Annotated in this window: 13 protein-coding genes; 11 read left to right on the top strand and 2 right to left on the bottom strand. The window is 67.2% G+C overall.

The window, feature by feature from the left end; all coding sequences use genetic code 11:
- Window positions 1–75: 75 nt before the first annotated feature.
- Window positions 76–2,352: an FtsK/SpoIIIE family DNA translocase gene (locus ACW9TV_RS07055; RefSeq protein WP_494305053.1), complete on the top strand. Its 2,277-nt coding sequence runs from the start codon at window positions 76–78 to the stop codon at window positions 2,350–2,352.
- A 39-nt stretch (window positions 2,353–2,391) separates the two neighbouring features.
- Here the strand turns inward: ACW9TV_RS07055 and ACW9TV_RS07050 are convergent, their stop codons facing one another.
- Together ACW9TV_RS07050 and ACW9TV_RS07045 are read right to left on the bottom strand one after the other, a co-directional pair.
- On the bottom strand, window positions 2,392–3,732 hold the full coding sequence (locus ACW9TV_RS07050; protein WP_494302800.1) for a Gfo/Idh/MocA family protein: 1,341 nt from the start codon (window positions 3,730–3,732) through the stop codon (window positions 2,392–2,394).
- 94 nt (window positions 3,733–3,826) lie between these two features.
- Window positions 3,827–5,479 (bottom strand): electron transfer flavoprotein-ubiquinone oxidoreductase, encoded by a 1,653-nt coding sequence (locus ACW9TV_RS07045; protein ID WP_494302799.1) that lies wholly within the window; start codon window positions 5,477–5,479, stop codon window positions 3,827–3,829.
- A 137-nt stretch (window positions 5,480–5,616) separates the two neighbouring features.
- Here ACW9TV_RS07045 and ACW9TV_RS07040 point away from each other — a divergent pair, with 137 nt between their 5' ends.
- The 10 genes from ACW9TV_RS07040 (at window position 5,617) to ACW9TV_RS06995 (ending at window position 16,292) form a co-directional block, all read left to right on the top strand.
- Complete coding sequence (locus ACW9TV_RS07040; protein WP_494302798.1) at window positions 5,617–6,381, top strand: uracil-DNA glycosylase; 765 nt, start codon at window positions 5,617–5,619, stop codon at window positions 6,379–6,381.
- The gene (locus tag ACW9TV_RS07035; protein ID WP_494302797.1) at window positions 6,378–8,126 is read left to right on the top strand and encodes a lytic transglycosylase domain-containing protein; all 1,749 of its coding nucleotides are present in this window, start codon (window positions 6,378–6,380) and stop codon (window positions 8,124–8,126) included. The genes ACW9TV_RS07040 and ACW9TV_RS07035 overlap by 4 nt, the downstream gene beginning before the upstream one ends.
- Window positions 8,126–8,653 carry a molybdenum cofactor biosynthesis protein B gene (gene moaB / locus ACW9TV_RS07030; protein WP_494302796.1) on the top strand — a complete coding sequence of 176 codons (528 nt, stop codon included), beginning with the start codon at window positions 8,126–8,128 and terminating at the stop codon, window positions 8,651–8,653. Before ACW9TV_RS07035 ends, moaB begins: the two co-directional genes overlap by 1 nt.
- 32 nt (window positions 8,654–8,685) lie before the next feature.
- Entirely contained in the window at window positions 8,686–9,078 is a 393-nt protein-coding gene (locus tag ACW9TV_RS07025; protein WP_494302795.1) for a hypothetical protein, read from the top strand.
- A gap of 45 nt (window positions 9,079–9,123) precedes the next feature.
- Entirely contained in the window at window positions 9,124–10,164 is a 1,041-nt protein-coding gene (locus ACW9TV_RS07020) for a magnesium transporter CorA family protein (protein WP_494302794.1), read from the top strand.
- Window positions 10,165–10,229: 65 nt separating this feature from the next.
- The gene (locus ACW9TV_RS07015) at window positions 10,230–11,312 is read left to right on the top strand and encodes a PA0069 family radical SAM protein (RefSeq protein ID WP_494302793.1); all 1,083 of its coding nucleotides are present in this window, start codon (window positions 10,230–10,232) and stop codon (window positions 11,310–11,312) included.
- Between the two features lie 65 nt (window positions 11,313–11,377).
- Window positions 11,378–12,724, top strand: a complete 1,347-nt coding sequence (locus tag ACW9TV_RS07010) for a helix-hairpin-helix domain-containing protein (protein ID WP_494302792.1) — start codon at window positions 11,378–11,380, stop codon at window positions 12,722–12,724.
- A gap of 123 nt (window positions 12,725–12,847) precedes the next feature.
- Window positions 12,848–13,642, top strand: coding sequence for a 4,5-DOPA-extradiol-dioxygenase (gene ygiD / locus ACW9TV_RS07005; protein WP_494302791.1), 795 nt, complete (start codon window positions 12,848–12,850; stop codon window positions 13,640–13,642).
- A 100-nt stretch (window positions 13,643–13,742) separates the two neighbouring features.
- Window positions 13,743–15,230, top strand: a complete 1,488-nt coding sequence (locus ACW9TV_RS07000; protein ID WP_494302790.1) for a replicative DNA helicase — start codon at window positions 13,743–13,745, stop codon at window positions 15,228–15,230.
- Between the two features lie 48 nt (window positions 15,231–15,278).
- Window positions 15,279–16,292, top strand: coding sequence for a threonine aldolase family protein (locus ACW9TV_RS06995; protein WP_494302789.1), 1,014 nt, complete (start codon window positions 15,279–15,281; stop codon window positions 16,290–16,292).
- Window positions 16,293–16,294 lie beyond the last annotated feature (2 nt).

Genomic DNA, 16,294 nt, shown 5'->3' with positions numbered 1-16,294 from the left:
GCGGCCCCGTGGCGTCGCCCGGGGTCCGATGGCGGGCCCAGCCTCACGCAGCGGCTGTCCGCGTTCGGACGCACGATGCTGCGCATCGCGGCCGGTCTGCTCGTGATCGCACTCGGGCTTCTGCTCGCAGCCGCCCTCCTCAGCCATGATCCGGCCGATCCGTCGCTTAACAGCGTCACCGACCGCCCGGCCCGGAATCTCGCGGGTCTGCCCGGCGCCTGGATTTCCGATCTGCTGCTGCAGGGTTTCGGCTTTGCTGCGGCGCTTCTCGTGCCCCTCTTCCTCGTTGCCGGCGCCCGAATCCTTTCTGGGCGACACCCCGGCCGCCTGCGTCGCGCTGCCGGATTCACGCTGCTCGCCACCCTGCTGGGCGCAGCCGCCCTCGGCCTTGCCTGGCCCGCCCCTGTTGGCAGCCTGAATGCTGGCGCTGGCGGCGTCACCGGCTTCGCCACCGCGCATCTGGTGTCGCGCATCCCCCTGCCGTCCGGCTTCGACCCGGCCCTTGCGGCGCTGGGCAGCGCGCTGCTTTTCGGCCTCGGCAGCCTTACCCTGTTCGTTCTCGCCCTCGAACCCCGGCGCGCGGAACTCGCAGCCCTGTTCGGCGGCGTTCGCCTCCGCCGCGCCCCCGCCGAGGATAGGCTGGATGAAGCGGACGAAGACGCCCCCCTGCGCCCTGCCCCGCCCCGGCAGGCCCGTCCAAACCCGCTCCCGTCGCCGGATGTCGAGCCGGAGGCCCCGCAGCGCCGCATCGCCGGCCCGGCCCCTCCGCCGCAGCCGCCCCGCAAGGCCCCCGATGCGCAGCGCAGCCTCGATCTGGGCGACCGCGCCGATCTTCCGCCCCTTTCCCTGCTGAAGCCCGCGCCGAAGGGCGGGAAGGCCTCCGTCGACGAGGCCGCGCTGGAACAGAACGCCCGGCTGCTCGAAGCGGTGCTGGATGATTATGGCGTGAAGGGGCGCATCGTCGGCCTCGCCCAGGGGCCGGTCGTCACGCTCTACGAACTGGAACCCGCGCCCGGCATCAAGGCCAGCCGCGTCATCGGCCTCGCCGACGACATCGCCCGCTCGATGAGCGCGATTTCCGCCCGCGTCGCGGTGATCCCGGGCCGGAACGTGATCGGCATAGAACTGCCGAACCTGAAGCGGGAAACCGTCTCCCTGTCCGAACTCATCGCGGCAGACAGTTTCCACGGCTCGTCGGGCACGCTGCCGATGGTGCTGGGCAAGGACATTTCCGGCAACCCCGTCGTTGCCGATCTCGCCCCCATGCCCCACCTGCTGATCGCCGGCACCACCGGCTCGGGCAAGTCGGTGGGCCTCAACGCCATGATCCTGTCCCTGCTCTACCGGCTGCGGCCGGATCAGTGCCGGATGATCATGATCGATCCCAAGATGCTGGAACTCAGCGTCTATGATGACATCCCGCATCTGCTCGCCCCCGTCGTCACAGAACCGCAGAAGGCCATCCGCGCCCTCAAATGGGCGGTGGAACAGATGGAGGAGCGTTACCGGAACATGGCGCACATCAATGTGCGCTCCCTCTCCGGCTACAATGAAAAGGTGCGGGAGGCGCAGAAGGCCGGCCAGCCCTTCGTGAAGCGCGTGCAGACCGGCTGGGACGAGGAAGGCAAGCCCGTCTTCGAGGATGTCTCGCTGCCGCTGGAGCCGCTGCCGCTGATCGTCGTCGTGGTCGACGAACTCGCGGACCTGATGATGACGGCCGGAAAAGAGGTGGAGTTCCTGATCCAGCGCCTCGCCCAGAAGGCGCGCGCGGCCGGCATCCACCTGATCATGGCCACGCAGCGCCCCTCGGTCGATGTCATCACCGGCGTCATCAAGGCAAACCTGCCCACCCGCATCAGCTTCCAGGTCACCAGCAAGATCGACAGCCGCACCATCCTGGGCGAAATGGGCGCCGAACAGCTGCTGGGCAAGGGCGACATGCTCTACATGCCCGGCGGCAAGCAGTGCGTCCGCGTCCACGGCCCCTTCGTCTCAGACGAGGAAGTGGAAGCCGTCGCGAAGCACTGGAAGGCGCAAGGCTCGCCCGATTATGTCTCCAGCGTCACTGAGGAGCCCGACGGCCCCGACGGCTTCGAAGGCATGGGCACCACCCCAGGCTCCCCGCGCGGCGGCGCGGCGGGCGGCTCGGACGACCCGCTGCAACAGGCGATCCAGGTGGTGGCGACCAGCCGCAAGGCGACCATCTCCTACCTGCAGCGTCAGCTACGGATCGGCTACAATTCGGCCGCCCGCCTGATCGACCAGATGGAGGAAATGGGCCTCATCTCCTCGCCCGATCATGTCGGCCGCCGGGAAGTGCTGATGGACGAGGCCGGCAACCGCCTGCCCTAGGCGAGACAGGGGCGCAACGCCCCCGGCCTGCCCTCGGCCTCAAAGCCGGATGTCGAAGCGCGCCGCGGTCCGCCAGCCGCCACGGGTGAAATCGGGAATATCCTGCGCGGCGGAACGGTTCTTCACCGACTGCTGCGTCAGCTCGAACAGACTGGACCAGGCCGCACCGTCATACACGGGCTGATCCACCGGCCAGCCTTCGCGCAGGCAGGCGATCACCCGCCACAGCATCACGAAATCCATCCCCCCATGGCCACCGCGCTCCAGCGCCAGCGCCGACAGCTTCGTCCACAGGGGATGGTCATATTTCGCAGCCCAGGGGGCCATGTCCGTCTGCCACTTGTGGTGCCCCTTGCCGCCATCATCCACGGCGATCCGCGCCGGATAACCGCCGAAAGCCCCCTTCGTGCCCTGGATATAGTTCAGCCGGTCATAGGGGCGTGGGGTGTTGATGTCGTGCTGCACCAATATTGTCCGCCCGCGCACGGTCTTCACCAGCGCCGAACTCATGTCGCCGGCCACGAAGGTCCAGTTCCGCTGCGGGTCTCCCGACGGCAGCCGCTCGCGCGCGAAGGCCGCCATCCCCAGCGCCGGGCTGTCCATCGCCACCAGATAGTCGAAGCGGTCGCCCCGGTTGATGTTCATATATTGCGCCACCGGCCCCAGCCCGTGGGTTGGATACAGGTTGCCCCGCTGCCGCGTCTGCCAGCCCGGCCGCCACACGCCCTCGCCGCGCGCCGTTCGCAGCATCTGCCCGCGCAGTTCGTGGATATAGGCCCCGGCGCCATGGGTCAGTTCGCCGAACAGACCCTGCCGCACCATGTTCAGCAACATCAATTCTTCACGACCGTAGCAGCAGTTCTCCAGCATCATGCAGTGCCGCTTTGTCGCCTCACTGGTCTCAACCAGCTCCCAAAGCTCGTCGATGGTCACGCCCATCGGCACTTCCACGAAGGCATGCTTGCCCGCCTTCATCGCCGCCAGCGCCATCGGCGCGTGCAGATCCCAGGGGGTGAAGATGAACACGGCATCCAGATCGTCGCGGCCGGCTAGCTGCCGCCAGGCATCCGCGTTGCCGGTGATGCGTACGGGCGCACGCCCCTGTGCTGCCGCCACCTTCGCCACCGCGCGGTCCAGCACATAGGCGTCGGTGTCGGCGATGGCGCGGATCTCAACGCCATCCAGCGTCAGCAGCAGGTCGGTCATCGGCGTGCCGCGCTCGCCCACGCCGATGATGCCGATCCGCACCTTGCCAAGCTTCGGAGCGGCATAAGCCATCATCGATCCGGGCGCGGTACCGGAAGCGGGTCTGGCAGTGGCGGCGGCGCTGGCGGTAACCGCCATGCCGGCCATCAGGGTGCGTCGGGAAAGGGTTGTCATGCGCGCACCATGCACCATGCATCAGGCGCGGGCAAAGCCAACGCCGCCGGACTGGCCGTGACCTGAGGGCCACGACTCAGCAGGCCGTCTTCACTCACATGTTCGGATAATTCGGCCCCCCGCCGCCTTCGGGCGCCACCCAGGTGATATTCTGCGTCGGATCCTTGATGTCGCACGTCTTGCAGTGCACGCAGTTCTGCGCGTTGATCTGGAAGCGCGGCTCGTCCGTGTCCTTGCCCACCACTTCATACACGCCCGCCGGGCAGTAGCGCTGGGCGGGTTCATCATACAGCGGCAGGTTGATGCGGATCGGCACGGTCGGGTCCGTCAGCCGCAGGTGAACCGGCTGGTTCTCCTCATGGTTGGTGTTCGAAAGGAACACGCTGGAAAGCTTGTCGAAGCTGATCTTGCCATCCGGTTTCGGATACTCGATCGGCCAGCAGGCTTCCTTGCGCCAGATCTTGGTGTTGTCAGGCTCGTGGCCCAGCGTGAACGGCATGCGGATGCCCAGCGATTCCGCCCACATCGTGGCGCCCGCCAGCAGCGTGCCCACCGTGCCGCCGAACTTGCTGACCAGCGGTTCCGTGTTGCGCACCATGCGCAGCTCTTCATACACCCAGCTCGCTTCATAAGCTGCGGCGTAGGCGGTCAGTTCGTCGCCCTGGCGCTGGCTGGCAATCGCCTCGACGGCGGCCTCGGCGGCCATCATGCCGGTCTTCATGGCCGTATGGCTGCCCTTGATCCGGGGCACGTTCACGAACCCGGCCGAACAGCCGATCAGCGCCGCGCCGGGCATCGTCAGCTTTGGCACCGCCTGCCAGCCGCCTTCGTTGATGGCCCGCGCACCATAGGAAACCCGGCGGCCGCCCTCCAGGATCGCCCGGATGGCCGGGTGGGTCTTCCAGCGCTGCATCTCGTCGAACGGGGAAAGATGCGGGTTGCGATAGGACAGCGCCACCACGAACCCCAGCGCCACCTGGTTGTTGGCCTGATGATAGAGGAAGCCGCCGCCCCAGGCATCCGAAAGCGGCCAGCCCTGGGTGTGGATCACCCGGCCCGGCACATGCTTCGCGGGATCGATGTCCCACAACTCCTTGATGCCGATGCCGTAAACCTGCGGCTGGCTGTCCTTTGCAAGATCGAAGCGCTTGATCAGCTGCTTGGAAAGGTGGCCACGCACCCCTTCGGCGAAGAAGGTGTATTTGGCATGCAGTTCCAGCCCCGGCTGATAATTGGGGCCATGGCTGCCGTCGCGCTCCACCCCCATGTCGCCGGTGGCGACACCCTTTACAGATCCGTCGTCATGGAACAGCACTTCGGCACCTGCGAAGCCGGGAAAGATCTCGACACCCAGCGCCTCGGCCTGCCCCGCCAGCCAGCGGCACAGGTTGCCCAGGCTGCCGGTATAGGTGCCCTTGTTGTTCATGAACGTGGGCATCAGGATGTGCGGAAACTCGTATTTCGTGGCCTTGGTCAGCACCCAGTGATGGTTTTCCGTCACCGGCGTTTCCGCGATCGGGCAGCCCTGGTCGCGCCAGTCGGGGATCAGTTCGTCAAGCGCTCTGGGATCCACCACGGCACCCGACAGGATATGGGCCCCCACTTCGGAGCCCTTTTCCAGTACGCAGACCGACAGCTCCAGGCCCTTTTGTGCCGCGACCTGCTTTGCCCGGATTGCTGCCGACAGGCCCGCCGGCCCGGCGCCCACGATCACCAGATCATAAGGCATTGCTTCACGATTGCTCATTCGATCTCTTCCGCTGGTCGTTCAGGGATACCGCAACCTCTATTCATCGCGCTGTCATGGGTTTTCAACCCGAAATCCCATCCATCGCGCCGATCCGGCCTTGACCGTTGCATGAACACTGTCATTTGTCGCCCCCCATGGGACTGGGTGCGACACCGGCACAGCCCGCGGGCCTTGCCCCGGGGGACATCGCTTCGATTCTGGACTGGTGGAAGCTGGCCGGCGTCGACACGATTGTCAGCGACGAGCCGACTGCCTGGTTCAGCGCCCCCGAAGCCCCCGAAGCCTCCGACGCGCCGCCGCAACCGGCGCCCGCGGTTCAGCCGGCGCCGCCGCGCCCGGTCGAACAGGGCTGGTGGACCGCCATCACGACCCTGCCGGATCTCGCCGCGCAGATGGCGGCCCGCCATCCTCGCGCGCCCTTCGCCGATGGAAATCCGCAATCCGGGCTGATGATCCTGGGCGAAGCCCCCTCCGCCGACGATCTGAAGACGGGCAGGCCCTTCACCGGCCCGGCGGGCCAGTTTCTCGACAGGATGCTGGCCGCCATCGGCCTCGATCGCACCTCCTGCTACATTGCCCTCCTCTGCCCGCGCCGGCCCATTCCCGGGCCGCCCACGCCAGAGGATATCGCGCAGGACATCGCGCTGACGCGGGCCCATATCCGCCTCGCCGCACCGCGCCACCTGATGCTGCTGGGCGCCAACCCGGTGCAGGCGCTGGCGGGGGAAACCGCGCCCATCACCCGTGTCCGGGGAAGCTGGCTGTCCGTTGACGCCGGGGCCGCCGCCCCGGTTCCGGCGCTCGCCACCTTCAATCCCGCCTATCTGCTGCGGCGGCCAGAGGAAAAGGCCCGGGCCTGGGCCGACCTGCTGGCGCTGAAACACAGGATATCCCAGTGAAGCGTCTGTTGCTCGCCACCCTTCTGTTCGCGGCCCCACTGGCGGCGCAGGAAACCATCGACGTCACCGCGACGCCGCTGAAATCGCCCTACAGCGCTGCCGAACGCTCGGTTCCGGCCCAGCTGTCGCCTGCCCAGAGAGAGGCCTATGCCCGAATCTTCCGCGCGATCGAGAAGGGGCAGATCACCGCCGCCTCGGCAGAATTGTCCGCGATGCCGCGCGGGCTGCTGCACCCGTCGGCCGAAGCGCAGATCCTGATCGCGCAAGGGTCCGGTGCGGGCCTGATGCGGCTTGTCGCCTTCCTGGAACAGAACCCCGAAGCGCCGCAGGCGAACGCGATCGCCGGCCTTGCGCGGAAGGCGGGCGCCACGAATCTTCCCCCCCTCGCCCGCACCAAGCAACTGGTTCCCGTCCGGCTCACGCCGTCGCTGGGGCCGCGTGGCGCGCGCCTCGTGAACGAAGCGGATCAGAGCTTCGCCACTGCCGCGCGCGCCGCGATTTCGGCCGACAATCCGTCCGAAGTGGAATTGCTGCTGGATCGGTTCGGGCCGGAACTGTCCGCAGAGGTTCGCTCCGAATGGGCGCAGCGCGCCGCCTGGGATGCCTATCTGGCGCTGGACGACGCGCTGGCGATGAAGCTGGGCGCCCGCGCCGCCGACGGGCAAGGCGAATGGGCCGCGATGGGCCACTGGGTTGCAGGCCTCGCGGCCTTCCGCACCGGCCAGTGGGACAATGCCGCCACCCATTTCGACGCCATATCACAGGTCTATGTCGCCCCGTCCGATCTGCGCTCCGCCGCCGCCTACTGGGCGGCGCGCGCGCATGTGCGGGGCGGGCGGCCGTGGCTGCTGACGGAACGGCTGAAATCCGCCATCGCCCGTGACCGCGATGGCTTCTATGGCCTGCTCGCCAGCCACGCCCTGGGCCTCGAACCCAACATCGACTGGCGAGAGCCCGATTTCATCCAGGCCGACTGGACCACGCTGAAAGGCCATCCCGGCGCTTCCCGCGCGGTCGCGCTGGTGGAGATCGGCCAGCTCGGCCTGGCTGACCGGGAACTTCGGCACCTCGCCGCGGCGACCGGCAACGACACCTATGAACCGGTGCTCCGGCTCGCCGCGCGGCTGAACCTGCCCGCCACCCAATATTGGCTGGCGCAGAATCCGCCGCCGGGGCTGATGCCGCCGATGTCGGCCCGCTTCCCCACGCCGGACTGGCGGCCGGTGCGCGGCTGGCGCGTGGATCGCGGTCTGGTGTTTGCCCATGCCCTGCAGGAATCCAAGTTCATCACTTCGGCCCGGTCCGGCGTGGGGGCGAAGGGGCTGATGCAGATCATGCCCGGCACCGCGCGCGATCTCGCCAAGGCGCTGGAGCTCGACCCGACGCCGGAACAGCTGGCGGATCCGTCGTTCAACGTGGAATTCGGCCAGTCCTATCTGGAAATGCTGCGCGATAGTCCTCACACGCAGGGCCTGCTGCCCAAGGTGATCGCCGCCTACAACGCCGGGCCGGGTTCGGTGCAGAAGTGGAACAACGGGGCCCTTCGCGACAATGGCGACGTGCTGCTGTTCATCGAAAGCATCCCCTTCCGGGAAACGCGCCACTATGTGGAAGTGGTGATGCGGAACTACTGGCTGTATCAGGAAAAGGAAGCGGCGCAGTCCGGCCGGCGCGCCCCCGCCGCGCAGATCATTGCGGCCGTCGCGGCCAACCAGTGGCCACGCTTTCCCGCGGCCACGCGCTGATGCCGATCGACGAAAGCCGCCCGTTCATTCCCGTCCGCATCGCGGTGCTGACAGTTTCGGACACGCGCACCTTTGAAGACGACCGCAGCGGCGACACGCTGGCCGACAGGATCACGAAGGCCGGGCATGTGCTGGCCGATCGCGCGATCGTGACCGACGATCCCGACAGGATCGTGGAGCAGATGGCGTCCTGGGTGGAGGATCCGCATGTCGACGTGATCATTTCCACCGGCGGCACCGGCGTGACGGGGCGAGACGTGACGCCGGAGGCGGTGGAAGCGATCTGCGACCGGATCATTCCCGGATTCGGCGAACTGTTCCGATGGCTGAGTTTCGCGAAGATCGGCACCTCCACGCTGCAATCGCGCGCGATCGGGGGCGTCGCGCGCGGCACCTATGTGTTCGCCTTGCCCGGCAGCCCCGGCGCCGTGAAGGACGGATGGGACGAAATCCTGTCTCTGCAACTGGATAATCGACACACGCCTTGTAATTTCGTGGAACTCATGCCACGCCTTGACGAGAATTAAGACGGTAAGCCCCCGGCAAGAGGAGCAGGGTCTTGGAGTATATCAACCTCAACCTGGCGCCAATCACGCTGGCTGCTGCTGTCGGTCTTCTTGTCGGCCTTATCCATTTTCTGGTATCCCGCCCCGGGGATCGGCCCGGCGTGGACTTCCTGTTTCTTTCGGCCATCGCGGAATTCTGGATCGCCTGCATCCTGGCAGGCGCGCTGATCATCGCGCCGCCGCTGGCAATGCCCTGGGTGATGGCTGTCGCGACCCCCGTGTTGATCTGGCTGGGCTTCATGGTACCCGCCCTGATGGTGAACCTGCGCTTTCGCGGGATGCCCGGCCACATGGCCGCGGCGGATGCGCTGCACTGGCTGCTCGTGCTGCTCGCGCAGTCGCTGGTGATGAGCACCATCGGGCTGACCAGGCCGCCCGGCTTCTGATGCGCTGCATTGCCCGGCGCCCGAGGCGCCTCTAGGCTTCGCACGATGCTTCGTATCCACCACCCCGATGTGCCCACAGTGGGCCTCAGCCCCGAACGCATCGCGGCCGGTGGCGACGCGACACAGCCCCTGCCCGCCCCGCAGGCGATCCGCGATTCGGTCTGGGTGGATCTTTCCTTCCCGCTGCCGCACGAACGGCAGGCGGTGGAACAGGCGCTGGGCATCAGCCTGCCCGACAAGGCCGACATGACCGCGATCGAGGCCTCCAGCCGGGTCTATCGGGAGGGCAATGCCCAGATCATGAACGTGATGCTGGTGGTGGGCGTGGACAGCCAGGAACCTGCCAGCGTCCCCGTCAGCCTCATCCTCACGCCGACCCAGCTGGTGACGGTGCGCTATTCCGACCCATCCGCTTTCCGCTCGCTGGACCAGTTCTGCGCCCGGCAGGCGCCCGGGCCCAACCCCTTCCAGCTGCTGACCCGGCTGATGGAAAACATCGTGGACCGCACCGCCGACATCCTGGAACGGATGGGGGGAGAGATCGACAGCCTTTCGGCGCAGATCTTCGGGCGGGATCGGCCCAAGACCCTGCGCCTGTCCACCACCGACCTGCAGACCATCCTGCGCCGGATCGGCGGCACCCAGTTCGTCCTGAACAAGGCGCATGATTCGCTGGTCACCCTGAACCGGGCGGCCAGCTTCCTGCAGGTGGGCACCGCCGAAGCCGGGGAGAACGGCAGGGCCCAGCTGTCGCGCCCGGACAAGCTCGGTCGGGAACAGCTGAAATCCATCACGCGCGACTTCCAGAGCCTGTCCGAAAACTGCAGCTACCTGACGAACCACACCGGCTTCCTTCTGGATGCCGCGCTCGGTCGCATCTCCATCGAGCAGAACGCCATCGTGAAGATCTTCTCGGTTGCGGCGGTGATCTTCCTGCCGCCCACACTGGTCGCCTCCGTCTACGGCATGAACTTCGTGCACATGCCCGAACTGGAATGGCTGGCGGGCTACCCGATGGCGCTGGGGCTGATGCTGCTGTCAGCCGTGCTGCCCTATCTGTGGTTCAAGAAGAAGGGCTGGCTTTAGCAGGCCGGACAAGCCGCGCGATCGCGGGGCTTGTCTTTTCGTTCTCTGTTTGTTCCAATCCTCGCATGCCGACTCCGAAGGGCCGGGCCGCGCCCGCCAACCAGCTCAGCACGCGTTTCGGCCTGCCCCAGCGGGAGGTGGAGGGGGACTGGCTGGATCAGGCCGCGCAGGAGGACGGGCTGCCGCCGCTCAGGACGACGGTGCAGCTGGAACGGCCGCGCACGGCGCTGTCCCGCAACGAAAGCCCCGACATCCCCTTCGATCGCAGCTTCAACGCCTATCGCGGCTGCGAACATGGCTGCATCTACTGCTTCGCGCGGCCGACCCACGCCTGGCACGACCTTTCCCCCGGCCTCGATTTCGAGACGAAGCTGTTCGCCAAGCCGACGGGCCCGGCGCTGCTGCGGGCCGAATTCACCAGACGCGGCTATCGGCCGGAGGTGCTGGCGATGGGCACCAACACCGATCCCTATCAGCCGATCGAGGCGCGCTTCCGCATCACGCGCGCTGTGCTGGAACTGTGCCTGGAAACGCGACATCCGGTTTCGATCACCACCAAATCCGCCCGGGTGCTGGAGGATCTGACGCTTCTGTCCGCGCTCGCCGGACTGGGGCTGACGATGGTGATGCTGTCCGTCACCACGCTGGATCCGGCGCTGGCGCGGGTGATGGAACCGCGCGCCAGCGCGCCGCGCCTGCGGCTGAAGGCGATGGCCCCGCTTGCGCAAGCGGGGGTTCCGGTCTTCGTTTCAGCGTCGCCCATCATCCCCGCGCTCAACGACCACGAGCTGGAATCGATCCTGGAGGCCGCGGCGGCAGCAGGCGCGACCGGGGCCTTCTGCCAGCCTGTCCGCCTCCCGCACGAGGTGGCGCCGCTGTTCGAAGCCTGGCTGGCAGAGCACCGGCCGGACCGGAAGGATCATGTGCTGAACGCCATCCGGGCGATGCGCGGCGGCCAGCTCAACGACCCCCGCTTCGAAAACCGCATGCGCCCGCAGGGGGAATGGGGCCGTCTGCTGGCGTTCAGGCTTTCGGCGGCGCGGCGGCGGCACGGGCTGGAACGACAGGCGCCGATCCTGCGGAACGACCTGTTCGCACCACCACGGGGTGATCCCAGGCAGGGCGAGCTTTTTCTGAACGACAGATAAACGGGCTTGCCAACATAACTGACAGGATTAACCTCACGGTCTTGGTTAATCGTGGGGGAATTGCCATGCTATCTACTGCATTCAGTGTCGGCCTGTGGACCATCCTGTTCTGGCTGCTTCTGGGCGTCGCGCTCGGCGGACTTCTGGCCCGCCTGCTGGGATCGACGGCGACCTCGACGGCGCACGCGCTGGGCCTCGCCGATTTCGAGGGCAAGACGGTCACGGTGAAAACCGAAACCTCGCATCTGGCCGATCAGCTGGAGGCAATCGAAGGGGTCGGGCCGCAGATCGCGGACCTGTTCCACAAGAACGGCATCCACAGCTTTGCACAGGTCGCCGCGATGACGCCGGCCGACATTTCGAAGATCCTGGCCGCCGGGGGCAGCGCCTTTGCGATCGCCTCGCCGACCACCTGGCCCTTCCAGGCGAAGCTGCTGGAAAACGGCTGGATCGCCGAGTTCCTGTCCGTCGGTCAGAAACTGGTCGCGGGGCGCCTGCCGGTCACCGGCCTTGGCGGCATCGGGGAGGCGACCGCCGCCCGGCTGCAAGCCGCCGATGTCGGATCGGTCGAGGCGCTGGCACAGGCCGACGCGGGATCGCTGGCGGCAAAGCTGGCGGAAGCCGGCGAGAACATCGCGGAATCCAGGCTGGCCGGCTTCATCGCCGAGGCAAAATCCATCCTGGCCGGCGATTTCACCAAGCTGGCCGCCTTCTTCGGGCTGCCGGCCGCCGTGATCGGCACCCGCGCCACCGCCAGCTACCGCAAGAGCCACGACGTCACCGGCCCGATCGTGGGCGCCCAGGGGCTGCTTTCGGCCCTGCCCACGGCAACGGCGACGGCAACCGGCGGCGCGTCGCTGCTGCCCGTGTGGCTGGGCCTGATCGGCGCCGGCCTGCTGGCGCTGCTCTGCCTGCTGGGCCTGTGGTGCCCGCTGCCCCGCACGACCAATGTGGATGTGCGCGGCGTGGTCGTGACGCCGGCGCCCGCAGCGCCCGCGCCGGTCATTCCCACGGGTTCGGGCCTGATCAGCGAACTGCGCGATGGCCTGCCGATGCTGATCGTCTATTTCGAAACAGCCAAGAGCGACGTGACCAACGAGCTGACCACCGAATCCGCCAAGCTGGACGCCTATCTGGACGAACATGAAGACGCCCGCCTGTCGGTTTCCGGCTATGTCGATCCGCGTGGCGATCCGGCCTTCAACCAGCAGCTCGCCAAGGATCGTGCTACCAAGGTGCGCGATGCGCTGGTGGCGGCCGGCATCCCGGCCGACCGCATCGACCTGGACAAGCCGAGCGACATCGTGGCCGACGAATCGTCTCTTGCCTCCGAGCGCAAGGTCGAAGTGAAAATCAAGACCGGCGCTGCCGCGGGGGACGACGCCGAAAAGACGAAGACTGCGGCGCAATAACACGCCTGAGCTGATGGAAAGGGCCCCGTCCGGAATCATCCGGGCGGGGCCCTTCATTTTCTGAAACGATGCCTTTGCATCATTTCTGTTCCGGATTGTTGCCATCGGGCCCAGAATGCAGAGATGTATACTGAAACCGCCCGCATGCCCGCCCTGTTCATCGGCCATGGAAGCCCGATGAACACGCTTGAGCTGAACCGCTGGACCAGCGGTTGGCGCGCGCTGGGCGCGCGTCTGCCCAGCCCACGCGCCCTGCTCGTCGTATCCGCCCACTGGTACATCGGCGCAACCGCCGTGACCGCTATGGCAAAGCCGCGGACCATCCATGATTTCCGCGGCTTCCCGCCGGAACTGTTCGCCTTTCAATATGATGCCCCGGGCGCGCCGGATCTGGCGCGCGAGGTGGCCGAAATCGCGAAGCCGGTGCCCGTCACGCTGGACGAAGGACAGTGGGGGCTCGATCACGGCACCTGGAGCGTGCTCGCCCACCTGTTCCCCGATGCCGATGTGCCGGTGGTGCAACTGTCCATCGATGCGACGAAGCCCGGCAGCCACCATCTGGCGCTTGCCGCCCGGCTGGCCCCGCTGCGCGACAGCGGCGTGATGATCCTGGCCAGCGGCAATGTGGTGCACAACCTGCGCCTGATCGACTGGCAGGCGGGCGACACCGGCGCAGCCTGGGCGGACCGGTTCGACACCGATGTCGCCGCACTGATGCAGGAACGCCCCGGCGACATCCTCGAAGCAGGCCGGCATCCGGATTTCGCCACCGCCGTGCCGACACCCGATCACTTCCTTCCGCTGCTGTCGATCGCCGGGCTTGCAGCCGAAAGCGGGGAGATCGCCGCGCCGCTGTTCGAGGGCCGGACGATGGGCTCGCTTTCGATGACAAGCTACGCGCTGGGGCTGAAGGACTGACAGCCGGCGGGTTGTTCGCTCTGATATCCACACGGTCGGGCGGAAATCGCGGGATCGCCCCCTTCCCGCGCGGCGGGCAAAGGCGCATGTAGCCCGGCCAATGGCAACGCTTCCGAACCTCTCCCTCATCCAGCCCGGCGCCGAATCAGCCCAGCGCATCCCCTTCAACATCGAAGCGGAGAAGGCCCTTCTGGGCGCGCTGATGGTGGAAAACCGGCTGCTGGAAGAAATCACGCTGCAACTGCGCGAGGAACATTTCTACGAGCCGCTGCACGGCCGCATCTTCGCCCAGATCCGTCGCCTGGCCGATCTGAACATGGTGGCGAATCCGGTTACGCTGCGCCCGCTGTTCGAAAGCGATCCGGCGCTGGCCGAACTGGGCGGCCCGGCCTATCTCCTGCGGTTGACGGAAGATCCCACGGTCGTGATCGCCGCGCGGGACTGTGCCCAGCAGACCTATGATCTGGCCCTGCTGCGCGCGCTGGTGATGGTGGGCACCGATCTGGTGCAGGCCGCAACCGACACCAGCGCCGAAGTCGCGCCGATGAAACAGATCGAGGCGGCCGAGGAAGCGCTCTACAAGGTCGCGGAATCGGGGGAGGTCGCGGGCGCGACGGTCGATTTCGCCGGCGCGGCGAAAAAGGCCGTCGGCATGGCCGCCAAGGCGATGAAGTCCGGCGGGCACCTGTCCGGCCTCACCACCGGCCTCAACGGCCTGAACAACAAGATCGGCGGCCTGCACAATTCCGATCTGGTGATCCTGGCCGGCCGCCCCGCCATGGGCAAGACGGCGCTTGCCACCAACATCGCCTTTTCCACCGCACTGCGCTACAAGCTGGATCAGCGCGACGGCATCAGCCCCACCTCGGGTGCGCCGGTCGCCTTTTTCAGCCTGGAAATGTCGTCGGATCAGCTGGCGAACCGGATTCTGGCCGAGCAGAGCCGGATCAGCTCCGAAAACCTGCGCATGGGCAAGATCAACCAGGCCGAGTTCAACGAACTGGCCCGCGCGGCCGAGGAACTTTACGATCTGCCGCTCTACATCGACGACACGCCCGCGCTTTCCATCGCCGCCATGCGCGCCCGCGCCCGGCGGCTGAAGCGGCAGAAGAAGATCGGGCTGATCGTCGTCGACTATCTGCAGCTGCTGCAGGGCACGGCAAAGAACGCCTCCGAAAACCGGGTGAACGAGATTTCCGAAGTCACCCGCGGCCTGAAGACGCTGGCGAAGGAACTCGACATTCCCGTCATCGCCCTGTCGCAGCTGTCGCGGCAGGTGGAAAACCGGGAAGACAAGCGCCCCCAGCTTTCGGATCTGCGCGAATCCGGCACCATCGAGCAGGATGCCGACATCGTGCTGTTCGTCTTCCGGGAAGAATATTACCACGAATCGAAGAAGCCCGAGGACGGCAGCGAGAAGTTCCAGCAGTGGCTGGAAAAGGCCGACCGGCTGCGCGGCCGCGCCGAAGTGATCGTCGCCAAGCAGCGGCATGGCGCCACCGGCACCGTCCCGCTGGTGTTCCAGCGCGAATTCACCCGCTTCGCGGACCCGGCAGACGGCGACTGGATGCCGGAAAGCTACGACTGATTAAAATGCCGCATGGCCGGGCGCAGTCCGGCTGCTAGAGGGCGGGGCATGGATTTCCATTCGGACAATGCCGCCGGCGTTCATCCCGCCGTTCTGGAAGCTGTTGCGCGCGCGGCCGGGCCGCATCCGCGCGGCTACGACGCGGATGACTGGTCCGCCCGGCTGGACGGCGCCTTTTCCGAACTGTTCGGAACACCGGTGCGCGCCTTCGCCGTGCCCAGCGGCACGGCGGCCAACGCGCTGGGGCTTTCGGCCTGCGTCCCCCCGTTCGGCGGGGTATGGTGCCACAACGAAGCCCATATCGAGGTGGACGAGGCTGGCGCGGTGGGATTCTACACCGGCGGCGGCAGCCTGATGCTGGTGCCTTCGCCCCATGGCAAGCTGACGACCGAGGCGCTGGATGAAGCCGCCGCGCGGCGGCGCGGCGATGTGCACCAGGTGCAGCCGGCCGCGCTCAGCCTGACGCAGGCGACGGAGGCCGGCACCGTCTATGCGCCCGATGAAGTGGCGGCGCTGTCCGGCTGGGCGAAGGCGCGGGGGCTTGCCGTGCACATGGATGGCGCACGCTTTGCCAATGCGGTGGCGCATCTGGGCTGCGCACCGGCCGACCTCAGCTGGAAGGCCGGCGTGGATATCCTCTCGTTCGGCTGCATCAAGAACGGCGGCATGTCGGCCGAAGCGCTGCTGTTCTTCCGGCCCGCGCGCGCCGAAACCGTTCCCGTCCGCCGCAAGCGCGCCGGGCTGATGCCCTCCAAGGGACGCTTCGCCGCCGCCCAGTTGCTGGCGATGATCGAAGGCGATGTCTGGCTGGAAAATGCGCGCGCCGCCAACCGGGGGGCCGCCACCATCGCCGCAGCCGTTCCGGACCGGCTGCTTTGGCCCGCAGACGCCAACGAGCTGTTCCTGCGGCTGACCGCAGACGAGCGCGAGCGGCTGAGGGCCAGGGGCTTCGGCTTCTACGACTGGGAGCTTTCCGGCCCTGACGCCGCCCGCTTCGTGGTGCGCTGGGATCAGGATGAAACCGCCATCCAGGCCCTGGCCGACGCGATCGCGGCCCTTTGAAC

The organism is Sandaracinobacter sp. T42 (assembly GCF_059115405.1).
This window is presented reverse-complemented; position numbering and strand designations above follow the sequence as displayed.

Bases quoted from the DNA above. Each gene is read 5' to 3' on its own strand.
- ACW9TV_RS07055 (WP_494305053.1), top strand. From the start codon at position 76: ATGCTGCGCATCGCGGCCGGTCTGCTCGTGATCGCACTCGGGCTTCTG.
- ACW9TV_RS07050 (WP_494302800.1), bottom strand. From the start codon at position 3,732: ATGACAACCCTTTCCCGACGCACCCTGATGGCCGGCATGGCGGTTACC.
- ACW9TV_RS07045 (WP_494302799.1), bottom strand. From the start codon at position 5,479: ATGAGCAATCGTGAAGCAATGCCTTATGATCTGGTGATCGTGGGCGCC.
- ACW9TV_RS07040 (WP_494302798.1), top strand. From the start codon at position 5,617: ATGGGACTGGGTGCGACACCGGCACAGCCCGCGGGCCTTGCCCCGGGG.
- moaB (WP_494302796.1), top strand. From the start codon at position 8,126: ATGCCGATCGACGAAAGCCGCCCGTTCATTCCCGTCCGCATCGCGGTG.
- ACW9TV_RS07020 (WP_494302794.1), top strand. From the start codon at position 9,124: ATGCTTCGTATCCACCACCCCGATGTGCCCACAGTGGGCCTCAGCCCC.
- ACW9TV_RS07015 (WP_494302793.1), top strand. From the start codon at position 10,230: ATGCCGACTCCGAAGGGCCGGGCCGCGCCCGCCAACCAGCTCAGCACG.
- ACW9TV_RS07010 (WP_494302792.1), top strand. From the start codon at position 11,378: ATGCTATCTACTGCATTCAGTGTCGGCCTGTGGACCATCCTGTTCTGG.
- ygiD (WP_494302791.1), top strand. From the start codon at position 12,848: ATGTATACTGAAACCGCCCGCATGCCCGCCCTGTTCATCGGCCATGGA.
- ACW9TV_RS07000 (WP_494302790.1), top strand. From the start codon at position 13,743: ATGGCAACGCTTCCGAACCTCTCCCTCATCCAGCCCGGCGCCGAATCA.
- ACW9TV_RS06995 (WP_494302789.1), top strand. From the start codon at position 15,279: ATGGATTTCCATTCGGACAATGCCGCCGGCGTTCATCCCGCCGTTCTG.